This is a genomic window from Sphingobium fuliginis (assembly GCF_004152845.1).
Lineage (GTDB): Bacteria > Pseudomonadota > Alphaproteobacteria > Sphingomonadales > Sphingomonadaceae > Sphingobium > Sphingobium fuliginis.
Map to the genome: position 1 here is coordinate 47,628 of NZ_SEON01000006.1, position 21,995 is coordinate 69,622.

14 protein-coding genes are annotated in these 21,995 nt (G+C 65.4%); 11 read left to right on the forward strand and 3 right to left on the reverse strand.

The window, feature by feature from the left end; genetic code table 11:
• Nucleotides 1-91 precede the first annotated feature (91 nt).
• The 3 genes from EWH10_RS14820 to EWH10_RS14830 all read left to right on the forward strand — a co-directional run bounded on the left by EWH10_RS14820 (nucleotide 92) and on the right by EWH10_RS14830 (nucleotide 2,529).
• Complete coding sequence (locus tag EWH10_RS14820; RefSeq protein ID WP_025549227.1) at nucleotides 92-388, forward strand: response regulator transcription factor; 297 nt, start codon at nucleotides 92-94, stop codon at nucleotides 386-388.
• 84 nt (nucleotides 389-472) lie between these two features.
• Entirely contained in the window at nucleotides 473-1,528 is a 1,056-nt protein-coding gene (locus tag EWH10_RS14825) for a Gfo/Idh/MocA family protein (RefSeq protein WP_044662968.1), read from the forward strand.
• A complete protein-coding gene (locus EWH10_RS14830; protein WP_044661133.1) occupies nucleotides 1,525-2,529 on the forward strand; it encodes an SMP-30/gluconolactonase/LRE family protein in 1,005 nt (334 codons plus the stop codon). Before EWH10_RS14825 ends, EWH10_RS14830 begins: the two co-directional genes overlap by 4 nt.
• A gap of 189 nt (nucleotides 2,530-2,718) precedes the next feature.
• Here EWH10_RS14830 and EWH10_RS14835 read toward each other — a convergent pair whose 3' ends face one another.
• Nucleotides 2,719-4,068 (reverse strand): cation:proton antiporter, encoded by a 1,350-nt coding sequence (locus EWH10_RS14835; protein WP_025549230.1) that lies wholly within the window; start codon nucleotides 4,066-4,068, stop codon nucleotides 2,719-2,721.
• A 306-nt stretch (nucleotides 4,069-4,374) separates the two neighbouring features.
• On the reverse strand, nucleotides 4,375-7,272 hold the full coding sequence (locus tag EWH10_RS14840) for a TonB-dependent receptor plug domain-containing protein (RefSeq protein ID WP_229742662.1): 2,898 nt from the start codon (nucleotides 7,270-7,272) through the stop codon (nucleotides 4,375-4,377).
• A 339-nt stretch (nucleotides 7,273-7,611) separates the two neighbouring features.
• Here EWH10_RS14840 and EWH10_RS14845 point away from each other — a divergent pair, with 339 nt between their 5' ends.
• Together EWH10_RS14845 and EWH10_RS14850 are read left to right on the forward strand one after the other, a co-directional pair.
• On the forward strand, nucleotides 7,612-8,856 hold the full coding sequence (locus tag EWH10_RS14845; RefSeq protein WP_065846431.1) for an MFS transporter: 1,245 nt from the start codon (nucleotides 7,612-7,614) through the stop codon (nucleotides 8,854-8,856).
• Entirely contained in the window at nucleotides 8,853-10,484 is a 1,632-nt protein-coding gene (locus EWH10_RS14850) for a glycoside hydrolase family 43 protein (RefSeq protein ID WP_065846430.1), read from the forward strand. The genes EWH10_RS14845 and EWH10_RS14850 overlap by 4 nt, the downstream gene beginning before the upstream one ends.
• On the opposite strand, the gene EWH10_RS14855 is transcribed toward EWH10_RS14850, so the two are convergent.
• Nucleotides 10,448-11,491 (reverse strand): LacI family DNA-binding transcriptional regulator, encoded by a 1,044-nt coding sequence (locus EWH10_RS14855; RefSeq protein WP_065846429.1) that lies wholly within the window; start codon nucleotides 11,489-11,491, stop codon nucleotides 10,448-10,450. The genes EWH10_RS14850 and EWH10_RS14855 overlap by 37 nt on opposite strands.
• Nucleotides 11,492-11,741: 250 nt before the next feature.
• On the opposite strand from EWH10_RS14855, the gene EWH10_RS14860 reads away from it, so the two are divergent.
• The 6 genes from EWH10_RS14860 (at nucleotide 11,742) to EWH10_RS14885 (ending at nucleotide 21,993) form a co-directional block, all read left to right on the forward strand.
• Complete coding sequence (locus EWH10_RS14860) at nucleotides 11,742-13,406, forward strand: carboxylesterase/lipase family protein (protein WP_065846428.1); 1,665 nt, start codon at nucleotides 11,742-11,744, stop codon at nucleotides 13,404-13,406.
• 22 nt (nucleotides 13,407-13,428) lie between these two features.
• Nucleotides 13,429-14,421 carry a glycoside hydrolase family 43 protein gene (locus EWH10_RS14865; protein WP_065846427.1) on the forward strand — a complete coding sequence of 331 codons (993 nt, stop codon included), beginning with the start codon at nucleotides 13,429-13,431 and terminating at the stop codon, nucleotides 14,419-14,421.
• A 147-nt stretch (nucleotides 14,422-14,568) separates the two neighbouring features.
• On the forward strand, nucleotides 14,569-16,188 hold the full coding sequence (locus EWH10_RS14870) for a glycoside hydrolase family 43 protein (RefSeq protein ID WP_065846436.1): 1,620 nt from the start codon (nucleotides 14,569-14,571) through the stop codon (nucleotides 16,186-16,188).
• A gap of 11 nt (nucleotides 16,189-16,199) precedes the next feature.
• Entirely contained in the window at nucleotides 16,200-17,759 is a 1,560-nt protein-coding gene (locus EWH10_RS14875) for a glycoside hydrolase family 43 protein (RefSeq protein ID WP_065846426.1), read from the forward strand.
• Nucleotides 17,756-20,089, forward strand: a complete 2,334-nt coding sequence (locus tag EWH10_RS14880; RefSeq protein ID WP_044661129.1) for a glycoside hydrolase family 95 protein — start codon at nucleotides 17,756-17,758, stop codon at nucleotides 20,087-20,089. The genes EWH10_RS14875 and EWH10_RS14880 overlap by 4 nt, the downstream gene beginning before the upstream one ends.
• Complete coding sequence (locus EWH10_RS14885) at nucleotides 20,086-21,993, forward strand: NPCBM/NEW2 domain-containing protein (RefSeq protein ID WP_065846425.1); 1,908 nt, start codon at nucleotides 20,086-20,088, stop codon at nucleotides 21,991-21,993. Before EWH10_RS14880 ends, EWH10_RS14885 begins: the two co-directional genes overlap by 4 nt.
• Nucleotides 21,994-21,995 lie beyond the last annotated feature (2 nt).

Consider the following 21,995-nt stretch of genomic DNA (forward strand, 5'->3'; position numbering starts at 1 on the left):
GCGAACCGCGCTGCCTCGGCAAGCCTGGCGGAATAGGCCGGGTAGAATAGCGCCGGGCAGGACAGCGCCCGGCAAAACAGGGAGAGAGAGGATGCACATCGCGCTGGATCTGCATGACAGCCTCGGTCATCAGGATCAGAGGCCCCAGGGCATCAGGACGGCCGAACCGCCCCAGCTCACCCCCACCCAGATGAAGGTTCTGCGCTGCGTTCATTCGGGCCTGCTGAACAAGCAGATCGCCTATGAACTGGGCATGGCCGAAGCCACGGTGAAGGTTCATATGACGGCGCTGATGCGGAAGCTGAACGTCCGCAACCGCACCCAGGCGGCCATCGTCGCGCGCAATCTGGGCTGGCTGCGCCCCGCGCTTGGCCGCGCCGCCGACTGACCCCTCATTCATCCTCCAGAAAAAAGGGAGCTTCGCGTGGCGACCACTTCCCGTCGTGAAATCCTGGGCGGCCTTGGCGCCGGAATGGTTCTGGCCGGCATGGCAACGCGCGCCGGCGCGGCGCCGGCGCGCAAGATCGGCTATGCCATTGTCGGGCTGGGTTCCTACGCCACGCGCCAGATCATGCCGAACTTCGCGGGTTGCGAGCATGCGAGGCTGGTCGCCCTCGTCAGCGGCACGCCGGCCAAGCTGGACCAATATGGCGCGCAATATGGCATAGCGGCGACCCACCGCTACAGCTATGCCGATTTCGATCGCATCCGGGACAATCCGGACATCGACGTCGTCTATGTGGTGCTGCCCAACAGCATGCATGCCGAATATAGCATCCGCGCGGCGCAGGCGGGCAAGCATGTGATGTGTGAAAAGCCCATGGCCGTGTCCGTCGCGGAGTGCGAGGCGATGATCGCCGCCTGCCGCAAGGCGGGGACGAAGCTGATGATCGGCTATCGTTCGCGGTTCGAACCCTATAACCGGCTCGCCATCGAACTGGCGCGCGGCGGCCATGTCGGCCCCACCCGCCTCATCACCGCCGAACATGGTTTCCCGGCCCGGCCGGACCAGTGGCGGCTCGACCGACCGTTGTCGGGCGGCGGATCGATGATGGACATCGGCATCTACAGCCTGAACGCAGCCCGTTACCTGACCGGGGAAGAGCCGGTTTCGGTCAGCGCCGTCGAGACCACGGACAAAGCCGATCCCCGCTTCAAGACGGTGGAGGACCGCATCAGCTTCCTGCTGCGCTTTCCATCCGGCATCGTCGCCAACTGCATCTCCAGCTATAGTTCCTCCCATAATGGCTATCGCGTCATCGGCACGCAGGGCTGGATCGACATGGAACCGGCGACCCCTTATCAGGGGCAGAGCATGTCGATCCGCAAGGATGGCGTCACGACCCCGCGCACGCTCCCGCCCGCGGCCAAGAACCAGTTTGCGGGGCAGCTCGATCATATGGCCGAATGCATCGTCAACGGCACGACCCCCATCGTGCCGGGCGAGGAAGGCCTTGCCGACATGCGCGTGATCGAAGCGATCTACCGTTCGGCGGCCGAGCGGCGAGAGGTCGCCATAAGGGCATGACGTCGCGCCGGATGTTCCTGGCCGGTCTGGCGAGCCTGCCCGTCGGCGCGCGGCTGGGCGCGGCGGTGGCCGCCCCCATCGGCTCGATCCGGCGGCTCGACCCCGAACTGGACCGGATCGTCGCGCCATCCGCGTCCGTGACCGTCCTCGCCAGGGGCTATAAATGGGCCGAGGGTCCGGTCTGGGCGCCGCGGGACAATTGCCTGCTGTTCAACGATCCGCCGTCCAATATCCTGTATCGCTGGCGGCCGAAGGATGGGGTGCGTCCGTTCCTGTCGCCTTCCGGCCTGCAAGGCCCCGTGCCGCCCGGCATCAGGGAGCCGGGCCTCAACGGTCTGGCGATCGATTCCTCCGGCGCGCTGATCGCCGCGGACAGCGGCACGCGCGCCATCGTGCGAATCGACCTGCGCACGCGCGCCCGGACCATTTTGGCCGACCGGTTCCAGGGCAAGCGTTTCAACAGCCCCAATGATCTGTGCGTCGCGCCGTCGGGCATGATCTATTTCACCGACCCGCCCTATGGGCTGACGGATGGCGATAGGTCTGCGTTGCGGGAACTGGAGCATTGCGGCCTCTATGCGCTGGGTCCGGACGGAGCGCTGTCGCTGCTGGACGGCAGTCACCGCCGCCCCAATGGCGTTGCGGTATCGCCGGACGGCAGGACGCTCTATCTTGCACTGTCCGATGAGCAGCGGCCGGAGGTTCTGGCCTATTCGCTCGATGAACGCGGCTTTCCGACGGGTCAGCGCCTGTTCCACGACATGCGCGCGGAACAGGAGAAGGGCCTGCCCGGCCTGCCGGACGGCATCAAGGTTTCACGCAATGGGCATGTCTTCGCCACAGGTCCGGGGGGCGTCCACATACTCGCCCCGGACGGCAGGGCGCTGGGGCTGATCGGGACGGGCAAGTCGGTGGCGAACTGCGCGCTGGACGCCGCCGGGCGACGCCTTTTCCTCACATCCTCCGATATGCTCGCGGTCGTGCCGGTTCGGCCGGTCTAAGGTGTGTGGGGATTCAGCCCATGGCGGGCTGCAAATGACGGCTTTCTGCGCTTCCAGTGCTCACGTACTTTGAGTACGCTGCGTCGAAACGAGTCACCTGCCTCGTTTCGAGGTTCTCGAAATCCACCATTTTCGCTCCACCCTGAGCTGAATCCCCACACACCTTAGGGGCGGCTCACGACAGGGAGATCAGGCCGCGGCCCCCAGCCGACCCAATTCCCCCTCCGCCCGCGCGCGCCTTCCATAGACTATCTCGAACAGCGGCCCCGCCATCATGGTGGTGACGATCGCCATCAACACCAGCATCGAGAACAGGGCGGGTTCGATAATGCCCTTCTGAATGCCGATATTGATGATGATGAGTTCCATCAGTCCGCGCGAGTTCATCAGCGCGCCGATTCCCAGCGCGGTCCGATTATCCTCGCCCGACAGGCGCGCCGCCGCATAGCAGGCGCCGAACTTGGCAAGGATGGAGGCGACCAATATGCCGAGCGCAATGAGCAGGAAGGAAAGCGAATTCACCATGTCGAGGCGCGTGTTCAACCCGGAATAGGTGAAGAACATCGGCAGCAAGATGACGACGGCCAACGGTTCGACCTTCTTCCTCAGTTCCTCCACGAACAAACCGCGCGGCATGAATACGCCCAGGATGAAGCCGCCGAATATGCCGTGAATGCCGATCGCGTCCATGATGAAGGCGGACAGGCAGAACAGCGCCAGCGTGATCGCCAGCACGGTCATGCTCATTTCGCCCTGCGCCTCTACCGCGCGCCCCAGCGGCGCAAGCAGGCGCCGACCGAACAGCAGCAGGAAACCGACATAGAGGAAGGCGCCGACGATCGCCAGAACGGCAACGCCGCTGCCGCCGCCGAACAGGGCGAGCACCACGGCCAGCACGCACCAGGATGCGGCGTCGTCGAACGCCCCGGCCGTCAGCGAAAGGGTTCCGAGCGGGCTGTCGGCAAGGCCGCGTTCGTTGATGATCCGCGCCAGCATCGGAAAGGCGGTCAGGGCAATGCATGCGCCCATGAAGAGCGTCGCGCTGCCCTGACCTATGCCCTCCGCGAAAAGGCCGGGAACGGTGACAAGCCAGGGCGTGATCAGGATCGCGATGACGAAAGGCGCGAACAGCCCCGCGCCCGACACCATCGCCGCGTTCCGGGCCTTCGACTGGAAATGATCCAGGCGCAGCGTCAGGCCGACGAGGAACATGTAAAGCGCCACGCCGAACTGCGCGCCGGCGTATAGCACATTGTTGGTTTCCCTGGGAAAGATCATCGCCTGCAGGTCGGGCGCGACGACGCCGAACAGCGAGGGCCCCAGGATCACGCCGGCGATCATTTCCCCGACTACCTGGGGCTGCGCCAGGAATTTGCGGCAGAACCAGCCCACCCCCCGGCAGGCGAGGACGATGAGCGCGAGTTGCAGGAAGAAATGGATGCTGTAGTCGCCGGGAGCGAAACTCAGCAGCTTCGCGCTGACCGGCGGCCCGTGGGGCGCCAATATGTTCGTCAGCGACGGAAAAATATCCCCTGCCATCCCACCCTCTCGCCTCTTATTTTGGGAGCGCTACCACATATTCCCGGTGGAAGGAAGGGATTGCGCGCTTGACGGCCCGGCGCAAGCGGCCCGATGCCGCGGAAGAAGAGGGAGGAGAGGCATGGGGCAAGGCGGGGGAAGGGGAAAACCGCCGCTGCCCTGGCCCAGGCAAAGCTCTGGACGCAAACCTCTCCCCAGTTCATCGCCATGCTGCCGGTGTCGCTTCGACCCCGACAGCATGGTCTTCATTCAGACGTTGACCTGGTCATGAGCAGAAGACCGGTTCCCGATTTCCCGCACCATGTCCTAGAAACGGAAACGAACGCCTGCCCGATACATGCGCCCGACGACATCGTAGAGCGCGGGATTGACGAAGAATGGCGACTTGGCCGGATCGCGATCGAACAGGTTGTCGACCTTGAAATAGGCGGTCACCTGCGGCGTGACATTATAGGTGCCGCCAATGTCCATGTAGAAGGCGCCGGGCATGAAATTCTGGTCGATGGTCGGATGATTGTTGGTGGACGCAGGGCAGGTGCCCGGCTGGCAAACCACATATTGGTGGCCCAGCACGCCGTCGCTGAACCAGCGCTCCTGGATCATGAACGAGAATTTCTCATTCTCGTAGCTCTGGATCGCCAGGAACTTCCAGTCGGGCGTGTTGCCGGTATTGACGCCCGCGCTGTCGACCGGGATCGTGCCGATCAGGCCGGAGTCCGTCACGAACTTGCTGACATGCGTCGCAAGGCCGCGCAGGGTCAGGGTGCCCGGCAGGCCCAGAGGCTGCCGCCACTGGTAGCTCGCCTCTATGTCGAACCCGCTGGTATCGATCGACGCCAGGTTGAACGCCTGCACATTGATGAAGTTCGGCCCCTGCTGGTTGTTCAGGTTGAACGCGCTGCAGGTTTCGGGACGGACATTCTGGAAGCAAAGGTTGACGATGTCGCCCGCGCCCAGGCTGGAGATGACGTCCTTGATCTTGATCTTGTAATAATCGAACGAAACGCTGAGGCCCGGCAGCCAGGACGCGCCGGAAAAGGCGATGCCCGCCGTCGTGTTGCGCGCCGTTTCCGGACGCAGGTTCGGGTTGCCGATGCTGTTCTGGATCGCGAGCACATTGACGCCCCGGAACGGGTCGAAGAAATTGGGCAATGTCGTGGTGACCGGCGCGGCGAACAGTTCCGACAGGTTGGGCGCGCGGACGTCCTTGGACGTCACGCCGCGCAGGCGGAATCCTTCGATCGGGAGGTTCCATGTGCCGCCGACCTTCCATGCCCAGATGGTGCCGGACGTGCTGTAGTCGGTCACGCGCACTGCACCGTTGATGTTGGCGCGACCGAGCGCGTCGCTGTTGAGGACCGGCAGATCGGCCTCGAAAAAGGCTTCCTTCACGCCATAGGCGCCGCCGCCGCTCTTGTAATTGCCGGCATACCAGTTGTTGCCGCCGGGCAGCAGCGTGGGATCGAACGGATAGTCGGGTTCGCTCGGTTGGAAATTGGTGCCGACGCCATAGGGATCGGCCTTCACGCGATAGAATTCGTGGCGATATTCGCCGCCGAAGGCGATCGACAGCGGTCCGGCCCACAGTTCCACCGGCGAACCGGAGATGTTGATGCTGATCACGTCCTGCGTCTGGCGGGTCCGCTGGCGGGGTCCGTTCTCCGGCATGATATAGGCGAGCGCAGCCGCCGACGGGTTGCCGCCGAAGATGTTGAGCGGCTGGCATCCGTTCGCCCGCGCCGCGGCGCTGGCGCACACCACCGCGCCGTTCAGCGTGGTTGCGTTGATCGCGTCGTTGAAGCGGTTGGTGAGCAGGATGTTCGACACATCGATGTCGGTATAGTTCGTGCCGCGCTCATAATAATTGTCGTACGACCATTCGGTGCCCAGGAAGTCGAACTGACCCTTGGCGCCGATCACCGCGCGATACTGGCGGCGGTCGGTGTTGACCTGCGTGTTGCCCAGCGCGGCGTTGCTGGTGCCATAGCCGAAGCTGGTGATGCCCGCCGTCGCGCAGGCCGCCTTGATCGACGCCGGCACGAACGGATTGGCGCACTGGATCGTCAGGCCCGGCTTGTTCATGCCGCCCACCGGCTGGTTCTGCGTCTTCACCTGGCCGAAGTTGAAGGTGAAGTAGAGTTCGTCATTATCGGCAAAGTCGAAGCCGAGGCGTGCATAAGTGTTGATGCGTTCGATGGACGACTGGAGCGAACGGCCCGCATCGACATTGCCCGACAGGTCTCCGCCAAGGCAGAAGCCGGGGAAGCAGCCGCGCACATTGGTCGTGCCGTCACGCGCGGGGACGCCGTTCGATCCATAGTTGAACTGGAACGGGTTGCCGTTCTGGTCGAACGCCGTGCCCTGCAGCGGGCCGGAGGTGATGAGGCCATATTTGGTGTAGTTATAGGCCTGCGCATAATCGCGCAGCACATAGCGCGGCGATCCGTCATTGATGACGCCACGGTCGATCAGGCTGGTCTGTTTGAACCAGTCGCGGCCGCCGGCCAGGCCGATGCCCCAGTCGCCACCGCCCACGCCGTCTTCATTGGCATATTCGCCGCTGACGACCAGATGCGCGCGATCGTCCAGGAAGCTGGTGCCGGCCGCAAGCTGGACGAGCACCTGTTCATTGTCGTCATATTTGCTGATGCCGCCCTGGATATTGCCCTTCAGCCCCTTGAAGCGGGTGTCGGTGATGAAGTTGACGACGCCGCCCACGGCGTCCGATCCGTAGGAGGCCGACGCACCGCCATTCACCACGTCGACGCGCTGGATCAGCAATTGCGGGAACAGGCTGACGTCGGGAACGCCGGTCACGTTCGCGCCGACAACCCGCTGGCCATCGATCAGCGTCAGGGTACGGATCGCGCCCACGCCGCGCAGCGAGAAGGAACTGAGGCCCTGCTGGCCGCTTGAGGTGCTGAAGGTGTTGACCGTGGTGCCGCTTGAGCCCTGAAGCGACGGCAACTGGGCAATGGTGGTGAAGATGTTGGGCTGCGCATTGGCCTGGATCGACGTTTCATCGATCACGGTCGTGGGCGTCGGCGCAGTATAGCCGCTGGCCTTGATGCGCGATCCGGTGACCACGATGTCCGAAGTGCTGGCGCGCTCTTCGCCATTCTGGGGCGCCGAAGCCTGGCTCGCCGCCTGTGCGAAAGCGGGCGCATGGACAAGGCCGATGCCGAGCGCGGCCATGCTTGCCATGGCGCAACCCGCGCGCATCAAACGGCGTTGAAACTGGAAATCCGACATCCTGCTCTCCCCAATAAAATGATGCTTTGCATCTGAATGCGGGGCTGTCGCCCCGGCCGCGCGCCTTCACCGTCAAACGATAACAAGGAATCGACTGATTTTTAGTTAGCGCTAACAATGCCTATTGATTGGAGGAGGATTATTGTCAATACTCATACAAGATTATCGGGAGGGGATGTTGCTTTCGAACCACAAATGCCGCCGCCATGCCAAGTCCGTGGAGGACGGCGGCCCGGCTCCCATCGCCCGAAAACCCAGGCGATTTCGCGGCTCGCGCTGGGGCAGGCCGCCATGTTGACGCTGGTCGGCAAGTTCCGCTGGACGATCATCGGCCTGTTTGTGGGCGCGATGGTCATCAATTATCTGTCGCGTTCCGTGCTGGGCGTTGCCGCGCCCGTGATCCTTGCCGAACAGAAGATCAGCAACGTCGAATATGGCTGGATAACCGGCGCCTTCCAACTGGGCGTGATGCTCCAGCCGGCGGCCGGCTATTTCCTCGACAGCGTAGGGCTGCGCATTGGCTTCGCCATATGCGTCGCGGTCTGGTCGCTGGTCACCATGGCGCATGGCCTTGTGAATGGCTGGTTCGGATTCGCCGCGCTGCGCGGGCTGCTCGGCCTGGCGGAAGGATCGGCCCAGCCCGCCGGCCAGAAGCTGGTGGCGGAATGGTTCCCCTCCAGGGAACGCGGCATCGCGGGCGGCATCTACAATATCGGCGCTTCCTTCGGCGCGGTCTTCGCCCCGCCGCTCGTCGCCTGGGCCGTCATGGTGCATAGCTGGCGGCTGGCCTTCGTCGTGGCGGGGGGCATAGGCCTCATCTGGTCGGTCCTCTGGTTCCTCCATTACAACAGCCCGATGCGGCACCGGCGGCTGAGTCAAGCGGAGCGCGACTATATCCTGAACAACCAGGAACAGCGCCTGGCCGCTCGCGCCGAAAAACCCGCTGTGCTCGCCCTTGCGCGGCGGCGCGACCTTTGGGGCATAGCGCTTCCCCGCCTGCTGGCCGATCCGGTCTGGGGCATGCTGTCCTTCTGGATGCCGCTCTACCTCGCGCGCGTGCGCGGCTTCGATCTTGGGCAAATCGCGCTGTTCGCCTGGCTGCCCTTCCTGGCCGCCGACCTTGGATGCCTGTTCGGCCCGGCCGTCGTCGCCTTCCTCCAGCGCAGGGGGATCGACCTTGTCGATGCGCGGCGCTGGGCCTTCACGCTTGGCGCCCTGTTGATGACCGGCATGGCCTTTGTCGGCTTTGCCACCAATCCCTATGCGGCGATCGCCCTGCTCTGCCTCGGCGGCTTCGCCCATCAGACCCTGTCGGTGACGGTCATCACCCTGGCGTCCGACCTGTTCGCCAGGAATGAGGTGGCGACCGCCGCCGGCATGGCGGGCCTGGCCGGGAATCTGGGGGTGCTGGTCTTTTCCCTTTCCCTTGGGCAGATGGTCGACCGGGTCGGCTATGAGCCCTTTTTCATCCTGCTCGGCGTGCTCGACCTGGTCGGCGCCGTCATTTTGTGGACGCTGGTGCGCAAGCCTCGATGACAAACATTTCCAACCCCATTTTGCGGGGCTTCAATCCTGATCCGTCGATCGTGCGCGTGGGCGACGATTTCTACATCGCGACATCCACCTTCGAATGGTATCCGGGCGTGCAGATCCACCACAGCCGCGACCTGGTGAACTGGCGGCTCGTCGCCCGCCCGCTCGACCGCGCGGGGCAGCTCGACATGCGCGGCGATCCCGACGGCTGCGGCGTATGGGCCCCGGACCTCAGCCATGCGGACGGCCGCTTCTGGCTGGTCTTCACGGACGTCAAGCGTTACGGCGCCACCACCGTTCAGGGGGCGAAGGGCATGTCGTTGCGCGACTTCCCCAATTATGTCGTCACCTGCGAAACGGTCGACGGCATATGGTCGGACGCGGTGCACCTCAACAGCAGCGGTTTCGACCCGGCGCTATTCCATGACGATGACGGGCGCAGCTGGATGCTCAACATGCTGTGGGACCACCGGCCCGGCCATGGCCGGTTCGCCGGCATACAGGCGCAGGAACTGGACCGCGCGACGCTGAAGCTGGTCGGCGAACCGACGCTGATCTTCAAGGGCACGGAGCGCGGCTTTACCGAAGGGCCGCATCTCTACAAGCGTGGCGGCTTCTATCATCTGCTGGTCGCCGAAGGGGGCACGGGCTGGGATCATGCCGTCGTCATGGCGCGCGCGCCCGACCTGCTCGGCCCCTATGAAGTGCATCCGGATGGAGCCATATTGACCAGCGCAGGCCGCAAGGACGCGCCCATCGCCCGCGCCGGCCACGGCGATCTGGTGGAACTGGCGGATGGCAGCACCTGGCTGGCCTATCTGTGCGGCCGTCCCCTGCCGGGGCGCGAACGCTGCATCATGGGGCGCGAAACCGCGATACAACCGATGCTGTGGGGCGAGGATGGCTGGCTGCGCACCGTCAACGGGGACGCGCGGCCCGACCGGACGCCGCCTGCGCCGGACCTGCCGCCCGCCCCATGGGACATCGAACGCTGGGACGGGCGCTTCGACCTTCCCCAACTGCCACGGGACCTGCAATGGCTGCGCAGCCCCGCCCCGGAACGGCTGTTCAGCCTGACGGCCCGGCCCAGCTTCCTGCGTCTTTACGGGCGTGAAACGGTCGGCAGCCTGTTCGAGCAGGCGCTGGTGGCGCGGCGGCAGACCGCCTTCCGCTTCACCGCGACGACCTCGCTCTCCTTCGAGCCCCGCAGCTTCCAGCAGGCGGCGGGCCTCATCTATTATTATAACAGCACCAAATTCTATTATCTATGCGTCAGCGCCGAGGAAGGCCGGCGGCAGCTCCAGATCCTCTCCGCTTCGCCCGAAAATCCGGAGGGCAACAGATTCGACATCGTCGCCGACCGGCTGCCCGACGGCGCGATCGATCTGCGCGCCGCCGTGGATGGCGACCGGCTGCGCTTCGCCTGGCGGGCCGATGGGGAAGACTGGCATATCCTTCCGGATGTCCACGACGCCAGCATCCTGTCGGACGAAGTCACCCACCCCGGCCTCCCCAACTTCACCGGCGCCTTCATCGGCATGGCCTGCCAGGACCTGTCGGGCCAGGCCCATCCGGCGGATTTCGCCAGTTTCGTCTATGTGGAGGAAGAGCTCGGCGCTCCGATGGACTGACGCTGCACGATCCGATGCTCCAGAATCCTCTCGCGGGGAACGCGGGAACGGCGGGCGCCCGCCGCGATCTGAGCCACCAGCAGGTTAAGGGCCTCCGCCGCCAGATCCCGCACCGGCTGGTGCACGGTCGTCAGCGGCGGCCACAGCGTCTGGGCGGCTGTGGTATCGTCAAACCCCACGACGGTCAGTTCCGCCGGAACGTCCAGATGGCGCCGGTGCGCCACGGACACGACGGCCGCCGCCATGTCGTCATTGCTCGCGAAGATCGCCGTGGGCGGACTGGCCGCGCCCAGCAACTGCTCGGCAGCGGCGAGGCCGGACATATAGGTGAAATCGCCCTGCGCGACCTGCACCTCCACCCCGCCCCGTTCCCGGACAGCGGCGTAGAAGCCAGCCATGCGTTCGGCGCTTGCCGCCTGATCGGGATTGCCAAGGATGAACCCCAGTCGGCGATGCCCCATGTCCAGCAGCAACCCGGTCATCTGATAGGCCGCGGCCCGATCGTCGATGCGCACGCAAATCGTATCGGGGGACTGATATGCGCCCACCGCCGCCATGACGCAGCCCCTGGCCCGCAGGACGCGAAGCACATCCGGCGCTTCGCCCAGCGGCGGAGCGAGCAGCACGCCGCTGATCCCCGATTCGATCCAGTCTTCCAGCGCGGCGGCGGACGGAGCGCGCCCCCCTTCCCCCTTCAGCAGCACGAGCCGCGCGCTGCAGGCGGACGCTTCCTCGAACACCCCTGTCAGAAATTCGCTCATGAACGCGGCGCTGGGATTGGAATAGATCACGCCGATGCGCAGTTCGCTGGACGTCACCAGGCTGCGGGCCGCGACGTTCGGCGTGTAAGCCAACGCCTTGATCGCCTCCTCCACCACCGCGCGCGCCTGTGCGCTCACGCCCGCGCGCCCATTGATGACGCGCGACACCGTCATGGACGACACGCCCGCCCGCGCCGCCACATCGACGATCGTCGCCCCGCGCGCCGGACGCTCCGGTTTCGCCATGCCCACCCCATGTCTTCGACAAACCCAAAACGGTGATCTAAGCCAAGGATCGCCTGCGGCAAAGGGGCAAAGAGGACATGGATCGGCGGAGATGCCGGAGCCCGGCGAGAGGCGTTCGCCGGGTCATCCCCCGGCGGGCGACGGCGCATAAAATATTTGTGTGAGTTATTGACCAGCCCTCTGGATCGTATAGGATTTTAGCGCCGGTCGATCCTGGACGCCGGCATCATAATCGACAAGGGGATGCTGGATGACCGAGCGGGCCATGCTTTTCGATCGACGTCAGGCGCTGTTGGCGTCGTCCCTGGGCAGTGCGGCGGCGCTGCTGGGTGGCGAAGCAGCGGCCGCTCCGCGCTCGACCGCCATTTCGGGCGGTGCGGGAACCTGCACCACGCCGCGCAACGCCATTGCGAGGACGCGCTATGGCCCGGTGCGCGGCTATGTCGCCGGGGACGTCTTCACCTTCAAGGGCATACCCTATGGCGACGATACGGGGGGAGAGAACCGCTGGCTTCCCGCCAGGCCCCCCAAGCCCTGGGCCGATCCCTATCCCGCGCTCGCCTATGGGGCGAACTGCCCGCAGACGCTGCACAGTTTTCGCGCGAAGGAACACACCTTCCTCCAGCAATGGACCGACGGCTTCCTTGGCGAGGACATGCTGAAGCTCAACATATGGACGCCCTCGCTATCGGGCAATCGCCCTGTCATGGTCTATTTCCACGGCGGCGGCTTCGCCTTCGGCTCCTCCTACGAACTCGCCTCTCACGACGGCGCGCAGATGGCGCGGCATCATGACGTGGTGCAGGTGTCGATCAACCACCGCCTCAACGTGCTGGGCTTTCTGGACCTGACCGAGGTGGGCGGCGCGCCCTATGAGGAATCGGTCAATGTCAGCATGACCGACTGCATCGCGGCGCTACGCTGGGTGCAGGAAAATATCGCGGCCTTCGGCGGCAATCCGGACCGGATCATGATCTATGGCCAGTCGGGCGGCGCATCCAAGGTGACGACGCTGATGGGCATGCCGTCGGGCAAGGGTCTCATCCATCGCGCGGCGGCGCAATCGGGCGGCGGCGGCAATATTCCGACGCTGGAGCAATCGCGCGATTTCTCGCGCCGGGTCGTCAAGGAACTGGGTATCGGCGCGCGGGACATCGGCGCGCTGCAAAGGATGGACTGGGCGACGCTTTTCGCCGCGGGCAACAAGGTGGCCGAGCAGGTCAACGGCCCGCGCGGGGTGGGCGGCCCCTCCACCACTCCGCGCGTGGGCTGGAATCCGACAATGGACGGCCGGGTCATCACGGTGCGGTCCTTCTTCGACGTGGCGCCCGATGTTTCCCGCGACGTGCCGATGCTGATCGGCAACACCAGCGAAGAGGGAATGCGGTTCGGCCAGAATCCCGGCGAGGCGGAATGGCGCGCCGACCTCAACCAACGCTATGGCGCACGGAAGGCGGACGCGCTTATCGCCCAGATGAAGCGGGACCACCCCGAAAAGGCGATCCGCACCCTCTCCTACGGCGTGGACTCCCTGGGCTACCGCAATCGCATCCAGACCATGGTTGGCCTGCGCGACAAGCAGCCGGGCGCCGCGCCGATGTACCAATATCTCTTCCAGTGGCAGTCGCCCCAGCTGGACGGAGTCGCTGGCGCATGGCACACCGCCGACCTCGCCTTCGTGTTCGACAATACAGCGCTGTGCGATCAGGGCACCGGCAATACGCCCGAAGCGCGGAAGCTGGCCCGCACCATGGCGACGGCCTGGGCCAATTTCGCCCGCACCGGCAATCCCAGCCAGCCGGGCCTGAACTGGACGCCGACCGACGCGACGCGGTGCGCGACCATGGTCTTCGACAATCAATGCCGCATGGTCGACGATCCGCAGGGCGCGGCGCGCCGCATTATCCTGAGCTGAACATCAAAAGGACTGTCCATCCATGCGCCGGTCGCTGCTTCCCTTCCTCACCCTTGCCGCCATTGCCGCGCCTGCCCTGTCGCAAGACGCGGCGCCGGGGTCCAATCCCATCATCCGCGACAAGTTCACCGCCGATCCCGCGCCGATGGTCGATGGCGACCGCCTCTACCTCTATGTCGGCCATGACGAGGCGCAGCGGGACGAGATGTTCAACATGAAGGAATGGCTGGTCTATTCCACCACGGACATGCGGCACTGGACCGATCATGGCCCGATCATGAAGGTGTCCGACTTCAAATGGGCGAAGAAGGATGCATGGGCGTCGCAGACCATCCGAAAGAACGGCCGCTACTGGTTCTACGCCGCGGTCGAGCATGACAACACGCATCCGGGCAAGGCGATCGCCGTCGCCGTTTCGGACAGGCCGACCGGCCCGTTCGTCGATGCGAAGGGCTCGGCGCTGATCACCAACCAGATGACGCCAAAGGGCACCCATAGTTGGGAAGACATCGATCCCACAGTCTTCACGGACGACGATGGCACGAGCTGGATCGCCTGGGGCAATCGTCAGGCCTATATCGCGAAGTTGAAGTCCAACATGATCGAGCTGGACGGACCCATCAGGGAGATCACTCCGCCCCTTTTCGAGGAAGGCCCCTGGCTGCACAAGCGCGGCAGATTCTATTATCTGACCTATGCCTCCCTCGACAGGGCGACGCATCGGGACGAGCGCATATCCTATGCGACCGCAACGTCCCTCGACGGCCCCTGGACCTATCGCGGCGAACTCACCGGCTCTGGCAAGTACAGCTTCACCATCCATCCGGGCATCGCCGAATTTAAGGGCAACTGGTATATTTTCCTGCACAACGCCACGCTTGCGATCGGCGATCTGAACGGCGCTATCGGCCGGCGGGCCGTCACCGTCGAGCGGCTGGAATATAATCCTGACGGCACCCTGAAACCGGTGGTGCAGACCGAGGCCGGAGTAACGGCGCGCCCTGCGCGGAACTGAGCATCCCGCTCGACACATATGATTGGTAGCGCTATCACTAAGCGAGCCGCACGGGATGGTCGGCACTTCCAGGAGAGATTGATCGTGACGCACCGGACCTTAGGCCTTTTACCCCTTCCTTCTGCGCTGCTGTCCTTTTCCCTGCTCATGCTGGGCGCCGCCACCGCCGAGGCGGCGCCCGCCCGGTTCGATCGCTTTGCCTATGAAGGAAAGTCGATCGAGAAGATCGCGGTCAAGCCGGGTGAATATCGCAATCCGATCCTGACCGGCTATTATCCCGATCCATCGGTCATGCGCGTGGGGGACGACTATTATCTCGTCAACTCCTCCTTCGCCCATTATCCGGGCCTGCCGATCTTCAGGTCGAAAGACCTCGTCAACTGGACGCAGATCGGCAATGCGATCGACCGGCCGGAACAGCTCGACTTCAACGGCCGCCGCATTTCGCAGGCCGTATTCGCGCCGGCCATCAGCTGGCACGAGGGCACTTTCTACATCGTCAACACCTGCGTCGAATGCAGGGGCAATTTCATCATCACGGCGAAAGACCCTGCCGGCCCCTGGTCAAACCCCATATGGCTGCCGTTCGAAGGGATCGACCCCTCCATCTACTGGGAGGGGGACAAGGCCTATATCGTCAACAACCGCGCGCCCAACGAACCGCCCCGCTATGACGGGCACCGCGCCATCTGGATTCAGGAATATGACTGGCGCGCCGGCAAGATGGTCGGGGAAAGCACGCAACTCATCAACGGCGGCGTCGACATCAGCAAAAAGCCGGTCTGGATCGAAGGGCCGCATATCTTCAGGAAGGACGGCTATTATTATCTGACCGCGGCCGAAGGCGGCACCAGCGTCAACCATTCGCAGGTCGTGTTCCGTTCGAAGGATCTGCGCGGCCCCTACACGCCCTATGAGGGGAACCCGATCCTCACCCAGCGCGATCTTGACCCCGCGCGGTCGAACTTCATCGGATCGGCCGGTCACGCCCAACTGGTGGAGACGCAGAGGGGCGACTGGTGGGCGACCTTCCTGGCCGTGCGTCCCTATGATGGCGACGACCATTACAATATCGGCCGCGAAACCTTCCTGCTGCCGGTAACATGGAAGGACGGCTGGCCGATCATCCTGCCGCGCGGTCAGGCGATCCCCCATGCGGCGAAGCGCCCCGACCTTCCGCCGCAGCCCAGGCCGGCGATCCCGACGAGCGGCGACTTTTCCTATGTCGAGGATTTCAACGGCACGCGCCTGCCCATGCAGTGGATCGGCATTCGCACCCCGCACAAGCCCTTCTACCGGATCAGGGACGGCGCGCTGGAACTGGAGAGCGGGGCGGCCATCGGGGACCTGAACGGCGTCCCTGCCTTCATCGGGCGGCGGCAGCAGCATGCCAATGCCACCTTCTCCACCACGCTGCGCTACACGCCGGTCAAGGACGGCGACCGCGCCGGGCTGGCCGCCGTGCAGAGCGACCGCAGCAACCTCTTCTTCGGCCTGACCCGCATCGCCGGCCAGCCCGTCGTCGCGCTCTACACCCGCGATGCGGCGGACGCCGACACGCTGGTCGCCTATGCCCCCGTCGCCACGAACGGACCCGTGACCCTGACCATGCGCGTGACCGGCGGGACGGTGGCGTTCGACTATGGCGCCGGCGGCAAGACCCGGACGCTGAAGCAGGGGGTGGACGCCACGCTGCTCAGCACCCGGAAGGCCGGGGGCTTCGTGGGCACGGTCGTCGGCCCCTATCACTACACACCCGCCCCATGAGGAAGCGCGCCATGCTCCGCCCGGTCGCCGTCGCGCTGACCGCCAGCCTCTCCCTTGCCGCGCCCGCGCAGGTCTGGCGCGCCGATCAGGGCGACGGCACATATCGCAATCCCGTCCTCTTCGCCGACTATCCCGATCCCGACATCATCCGCGTTGGCGAGGATTTCTATTTCGTCTCCACGACCTTCGCAAACTCCCCCGGCGTCACCATCCTTCACTCGAAGGATCTGGTGAACTGGCGGATCGTCAGCCATGTGGTCGACCGGCTCGATGGCGACCCGCGCTATGACCTGAAGGACGGCGGCGACTATCGCCATGGTTTCTATGCCGCCAGCCTGCGCCGCCATAATGGCATGTTCTATCTGGCGGTCACGCCGGTCGGGCACAGGACGCGCATCTATCGATCGTCGACGATCGAAGGTCCGTGGACGTATCGGGCGATCGACCGCGAAGCCTTCGACCCCGCGCTGTTCATCGATGCCGACGGAACGGCCTATCTCGGCACCTCGATCGGCAGCGACGGCACGGTGACGCTGTTGACGCTCAACAAGGATTTGAGCGCCGTCACCGCCGCGAAGGTCACCTATTACAACAAGGGCGCGGAAGGATCGAAGATCATCCGCCACAATGGCTGGTACTATCTGTTCAATGCCATTCCCGGCAAGCTGGCGATGACCGTCTCCCGCTCGCGCAGCCTGTGGGGACCGTGGGAAACCAAGCCATCGATCGACGACAGGATTGGCGGTCATCAGGGCGCGATCGTGGATATGCCCGACGGGAGCTGGTACGGCTTCGTCATGGTGGATGCCGGCGCGATCGGGCGCATGACCAACATCAGCCCGATCTTCTGGAAGGACGACTGGCCCTGGTGGGGAACGCCCGACAGGCCCGATCACGTTCCCGAACGATCGCCCAAGCCGATCAAGGGCCATGCCTTTGCCGAACCGCCCGCCTCGGACGATTTCTCCGCATCGAAGCTCGGGCTGCAATGGCAGTGGAATCATAATCCTGACGACAGCAAATGGTCGCTGACGCAGCGCCCCGGCTTCCTCCGCCTCCACGCCACGCAGGCCGACGGCATCTGGACCGCGCGCAACACGCTGACGCAGAAGGCGCAGGGGCCAAGGATGCGCGCCGTGACGAAGCTCGACACGGCGGGCATCAGGCCGGGCGACATTTGCGGCCTTGGCAGCTTCGGCAAATATAACGCCCAACTTTCGGTCGTCGGCGGCGCAGGGGGTGCGAAGGCGCTGCGCATGATGCTGACCGAAAGCACCATGGACGGGCCGAAGACAGAGGTGCGCGTCCCGTCCCTGTCCATCGCCGGCCGCACGCTCTGGCTGCGCACCGACATGGATTTCGACGCGAAGCTGGGCCGTGTCGCCTACAGCCTCGACAACCGGAAATGGGCGGAGGTGGGCGGCAGCTTCCCGCTCGCCTTCGACTGGCGCACGGGCACCTTCCAGGGGCAGCAGATCGCGCTTTCCTGCTACAATCCCGCGCCGGCCGGCGGCTATCTCGATGTCGACAGCTTCACCCTCATGCCGCTTCCACAGGGCGTGCGGCCATGAGCCTCAGCCGCCGTGACACCATGATGGCGATGGCCGCCGGCACCGCCGCGCTCGCCGCCGCCCGGCCGGCAGACGCCGCACCTGGAGCGCAGCATCCGCTGACGCTCTGGTATCGGCAGCCCGCCGCGACGTGGACGGAAGCGCTCCCGATCGGGAACGGACGCCTTGGCGCGATGGTGTTCGGCGGGGTGGCGCGGGAAAGGCTGCAACTCAACGAAGGCACGCTCTGGGCCGGCCAGCCCTATGATCCGGTCAATCCGGAGGCGAAGGCGAACCTGCCCCAGGTGCGCGAACTCATTTTCGCGGGCAGGATCGCGGAGGCCGAAGCGCTGGCCAACAAGACGCTGATGGCAAAGCCGCTGGCGCAAATGCCCTATCAGACGCTGGGCGACCTGATCCTCGATTTTCCGGACGTCGGGCAGGCGGCCGCCTATCACCGCGAACTCGATCTGGACAGCGCGATGGCAACCACCCGCTTCACCGCCGGCGGCGCCGCCCATGTCCGTCAGGTGGTCGCCTCCCCCGCCGACAATCTGATTGCCGTCCGCCTCTCCTCGACCGGCGGGCTCGACGTCGACATTTCCCTCCGCTCCTCCCAGAGCGGCGTTCAGGTCGCTGCGGACGGCGCCACCAGCCTGCTGCTCACCGGTCGCAACGGCGCGTCCAAGGGGATGGAGGGCAAGCTCCGCTTCGCCGCCCGCCTGACCGCCCGCGTGGAGGGCGGCAGCGCCACCCACGGCGCAGACGGCCGCCTCAGCATCCGGGGCGCGAAGTCGGTCACTCTGTTCCTCGCCATGGCGACCAGCTTCAGGCGGTTCGACGATGTCGGCGGCGATCCCGTCGCCGGCACCGCCGCGACGCTTGGCCGTGCGCAAGACCGCTCCTTCGCGACCATCGCCGCGGATGCCGCCGCCGCGCACCGGCGGCTGTTCCGCCGCGTCAGCCTGGACCTTGGCACGTCGCCGGCCGCCCAGCTTCCGACCGACCAGCGCATCGCCGCATCGCAGACCAGCGACGATCCCGCGCTCGCCGCGCTCTATTTCCACTATGCCCGCTACCTGTTGATCTGTTCGTCGCGCCCCGGCGGTCAGCCCGCAAACCTGCAGGGGCTCTGGAACGACAGCCTCAATCCTCCCTGGGGCTCCAAATATACGATCAACATCAATACCGAGATGAATTACTGGCCAGCCGAGCCGGTCGCGCTCGGCGAATGTGTCGAGCCGCTGGTGGAGATGGTGCGCGAACTCGCCGTCACGGGCGCGCGCACCGCCCGGACCATGTATGGCGCGCGCGGCTGGGTGGCGCATCACAATACGGACCTCTGGCGCGCCACCGCGCCGATCGACGGTGCGCAGTTCGGCCTGTGGCCGACCGGCGGGGCGTGGCTCTGCATCCATTTGTGGGATCATTATGACTATGGCCGCGATCGCGCCTATCTTGCGTCCATCTACCCGCTGCTGACGGGCGCGGCGCGCTTCTTCCTCGACACGCTCCAGCGCGATCCGGCGACCGGCTTCCTCGTCACCAATCCGTCGATGAGCCCCGAAAACCCGCACGGCCACGGCGGCACCGTCTGCGCCGGGCCGACGATGGACATGGCGATCCTGCGCGACCTCTTCTCCCGGACGATGGAGGCCGCGAAGATCCTCGGCCAGGACGCCGCCCTTGTCAGCGAAATGCAGGCCGCGCACGACGGGCTCGCCCCCTACAGGATCGGGCGGCAGGGCCAGCTCCAGGAGTGGCAGCAGGATTGGGACGCCGACGCGCCCGAACAGAATCACCGCCACGTCTCTCATCTTTACGGCCTGCACCCCTCGCGCCAGATCACGCCGGACGGCACCCCCGCGCTCGCCGCCGCCGCGCGCCGCACGCTGGAAATCCGCGGCGACCGTGCGACCGGCTGGGCGACCGCTTGGCGCATCAACCTCTGGGCGCGCCTGCGCGAGGGCGATCATGCGCATGAGATATTGCGCTTCCTGCTGGGGTCGGAGCGCACCTATCCCAATATGTTCGACGCCCACCCGCCATTCCAGATCGATGGCAATTTCGGCGGCGCGGCTGGGATCGTCGAAATGCTGATGGGCAGCCATGGCGACGTCATCGACCTGCTGCCCGCGCTACCTGCGGCCTGGCCCACCGGCGGCGTCACCGGCCTGCGGGCGCGGGGCCGCTGCGGCATCGATCTCCACTGGCGCGATGGGCGGCTGGACAGGGCCATCATGCGCCCCGAACTCAGCGGGCATCGCACCATCCGCCTCGGGACGAAGAGCCGCCCCCTCACCTTCAAGGCCGGCCTGCCGGTCACATTGACGCTCAAGGATTTTGCATGACCCTGCGCCGTTTCCTCCTGCCGACCGTGGCGCTGTGCGCCGGCACCGCGCTTTCCGCGCAGTCGCCGGTGCAGACCGCTGACCCGCTCGCCCCCACCGGCCGCTGGTCCGCCTATCGGGCGGGCAGCGCGCAAGTGCCGCCCATGGGTTGGAACAGCTGGAACGCCTTCTTCACCCATGTGGACGAGGAAAAGCTGATGGGCTCGGCTGAGCGTATCCGGGACACCGGCCTCGCACAGAAGGGCTATCGTTACATCAACATCGACGATGGCTGGTGGATCAGGCGCCGGGTGAGCGACGGCAAGCTGATGATCCGCACCGACAAATTCCCCTCCGCGCGGGTCAAGGGCGATCCCAGCTTCCGCCCGCTGACCGACAGGCTGCACGCCATGGGGTTCAAGGCCGGCATCTATTCCGACCTCGGCCGCAATATCTGCTCGCAAGCCTATGCCGATGGCAGCGAGCAGCTTCCCGAGGGCAGCGTCGCAGAACGCGAAGTCGGCCTTTACGGCCATACCGACCAGGATATCCGCCTCTTCTTCGCCGATTGGGGCTTCGACGCGATCAAGGTCGACGGCTGCGGCATCCGCGCCTACGCCGCCGACGCCGAGCGGGTGAAGAGCGGGCAATATCGCGCCCTGGCGCCGCTGATCGACCAGCACAGCATCAGCCGGTCGAACATCCCGGCGGTCAAGGCGCTGTTCGCCGACATCAACCAGTCGCTCGCCCGATATAATCCCGATGGCGACTATATGCTCTCGCTCTGCATCTGGGGCAGCGCCAATGTCCGGAGCTGGGGCAAGGATGTCGGCAACATCTCGCGCACCAGCGATGACATTTCGCCGGACTGGGGACGAATGCTCACCAATTACGACAGCGCCGCCCGCCGTGCCCTATACGCGCATCCGGGAGGCTGGAACGATCCCGACATGCTCTTCATCGGCAAGGGTGATTTCGATGCGAACCACCTGATCGAGGCGAAGTCGCATTTCTCGCTATGGGCGATGATGAACGCGCCGCTGCTGATCGGCGCGGACCTGCGCGTCACGCCGCAGCCGCTGATCGACATTTTCGGCAATGCCGACATCATCGCGCTCAACCAGGACCCGGCCGGCAATCAGGCGGTCATGGCTTTCGACGCGGACGGCTTCCAGATTCTCGTCAAGACGCTGGCCAATGGGGACAAGGCGGTCGCCCTCTTCAACCGCGGCCTTGCGCCGGTGGAGGCGATCCTGACCGCCGACCACCTGAAGTTCCGCGCCGACCGCCCCATCGCGCTCGCCAATCTCTGGACGGGGGAGAAGAGCAGCTTCACGCATGACATGAAGCTGCGCGTCGCTCCCCGCGAAACGGTCGTGTTCCGCGCAAGGGGCGACCGGACGCTGGCCGGCGGCCTCTACCTGTCCGAACAGCCCGGCATGGTGAATCCGGCGGCGGACGGCGTGGTGCAGCCCGAACCCGATCCCACCATCTATCGTTCCATCCCCAACTGGCGCGGCACGCGCGGGATCGGGGAGCGGCCGATGTATGCCGGCTGGGGCGGCGCGATGGCGGACTTCACCCCCTATAACCAGCCGCTTGTCATCGCAGGCAGGACCTATGGCTCGGGCATAGGCATTCTGGCCAACAGCCGGCTTGAAGTGCGCAACGCCGGCTTCGCCCGCTTTGCGGCGCAGGTCGGCGTGGACGACAGCGCGCTCGAAGGGGATCAGGCGGTGCGCTTCTTCCTCTATGGCGACGGCAAGCCGCTCGCCAGCACGCCGCCGATGCGCCGGGGCGCGCCGGCCCAGGCGATCGCCGCGGATGTGAAGGGGATCAAGCTGCTGGAACTGGTCGCCCGCGCCGACGGCGCGAAGGGCAATGCCGTTCCGGTGAGCTGGGGGGACGCAGCGTTGCTGCGCTGATC

What these genes read in the sequence shown, in the direction of transcription:
- EWH10_RS14820 (WP_025549227.1), top strand. Translation starts at nt 92, where the DNA reads ATGCACATCGCGCTGGATCTGCATGACAGCCTCGGTCATCAGGATCAG.
- EWH10_RS14825 (WP_044662968.1), top strand. Translation starts at nt 473, where the DNA reads ATGGTTCTGGCCGGCATGGCAACGCGCGCCGGCGCGGCGCCGGCGCGC.
- EWH10_RS14830 (WP_044661133.1), top strand. Translation starts at nt 1,525, where the DNA reads ATGACGTCGCGCCGGATGTTCCTGGCCGGTCTGGCGAGCCTGCCCGTC.
- EWH10_RS14835 (WP_025549230.1), bottom strand. Translation starts at nt 4,068, where the DNA reads ATGGCAGGGGATATTTTTCCGTCGCTGACGAACATATTGGCGCCCCAC.
- EWH10_RS14840 (WP_229742662.1), bottom strand. Translation starts at nt 7,272, where the DNA reads ATGGCAAGCATGGCCGCGCTCGGCATCGGCCTTGTCCATGCGCCCGCT.
- EWH10_RS14845 (WP_065846431.1), top strand. Translation starts at nt 7,612, where the DNA reads ATGTTGACGCTGGTCGGCAAGTTCCGCTGGACGATCATCGGCCTGTTT.
- EWH10_RS14850 (WP_065846430.1), top strand. Translation starts at nt 8,853, where the DNA reads ATGACAAACATTTCCAACCCCATTTTGCGGGGCTTCAATCCTGATCCG.
- EWH10_RS14855 (WP_065846429.1), bottom strand. Translation starts at nt 11,491, where the DNA reads ATGGCGAAACCGGAGCGTCCGGCGCGCGGGGCGACGATCGTCGATGTG.
- EWH10_RS14860 (WP_065846428.1), top strand. Translation starts at nt 11,742, where the DNA reads ATGACCGAGCGGGCCATGCTTTTCGATCGACGTCAGGCGCTGTTGGCG.
- EWH10_RS14865 (WP_065846427.1), top strand. Translation starts at nt 13,429, where the DNA reads ATGCGCCGGTCGCTGCTTCCCTTCCTCACCCTTGCCGCCATTGCCGCG.
- EWH10_RS14870 (WP_065846436.1), top strand. Translation starts at nt 14,569, where the DNA reads ATGCTGGGCGCCGCCACCGCCGAGGCGGCGCCCGCCCGGTTCGATCGC.
- EWH10_RS14875 (WP_065846426.1), top strand. Translation starts at nt 16,200, where the DNA reads ATGCTCCGCCCGGTCGCCGTCGCGCTGACCGCCAGCCTCTCCCTTGCC.
- EWH10_RS14880 (WP_044661129.1), top strand. Translation starts at nt 17,756, where the DNA reads ATGAGCCTCAGCCGCCGTGACACCATGATGGCGATGGCCGCCGGCACC.
- EWH10_RS14885 (WP_065846425.1), top strand. Translation starts at nt 20,086, where the DNA reads ATGACCCTGCGCCGTTTCCTCCTGCCGACCGTGGCGCTGTGCGCCGGC.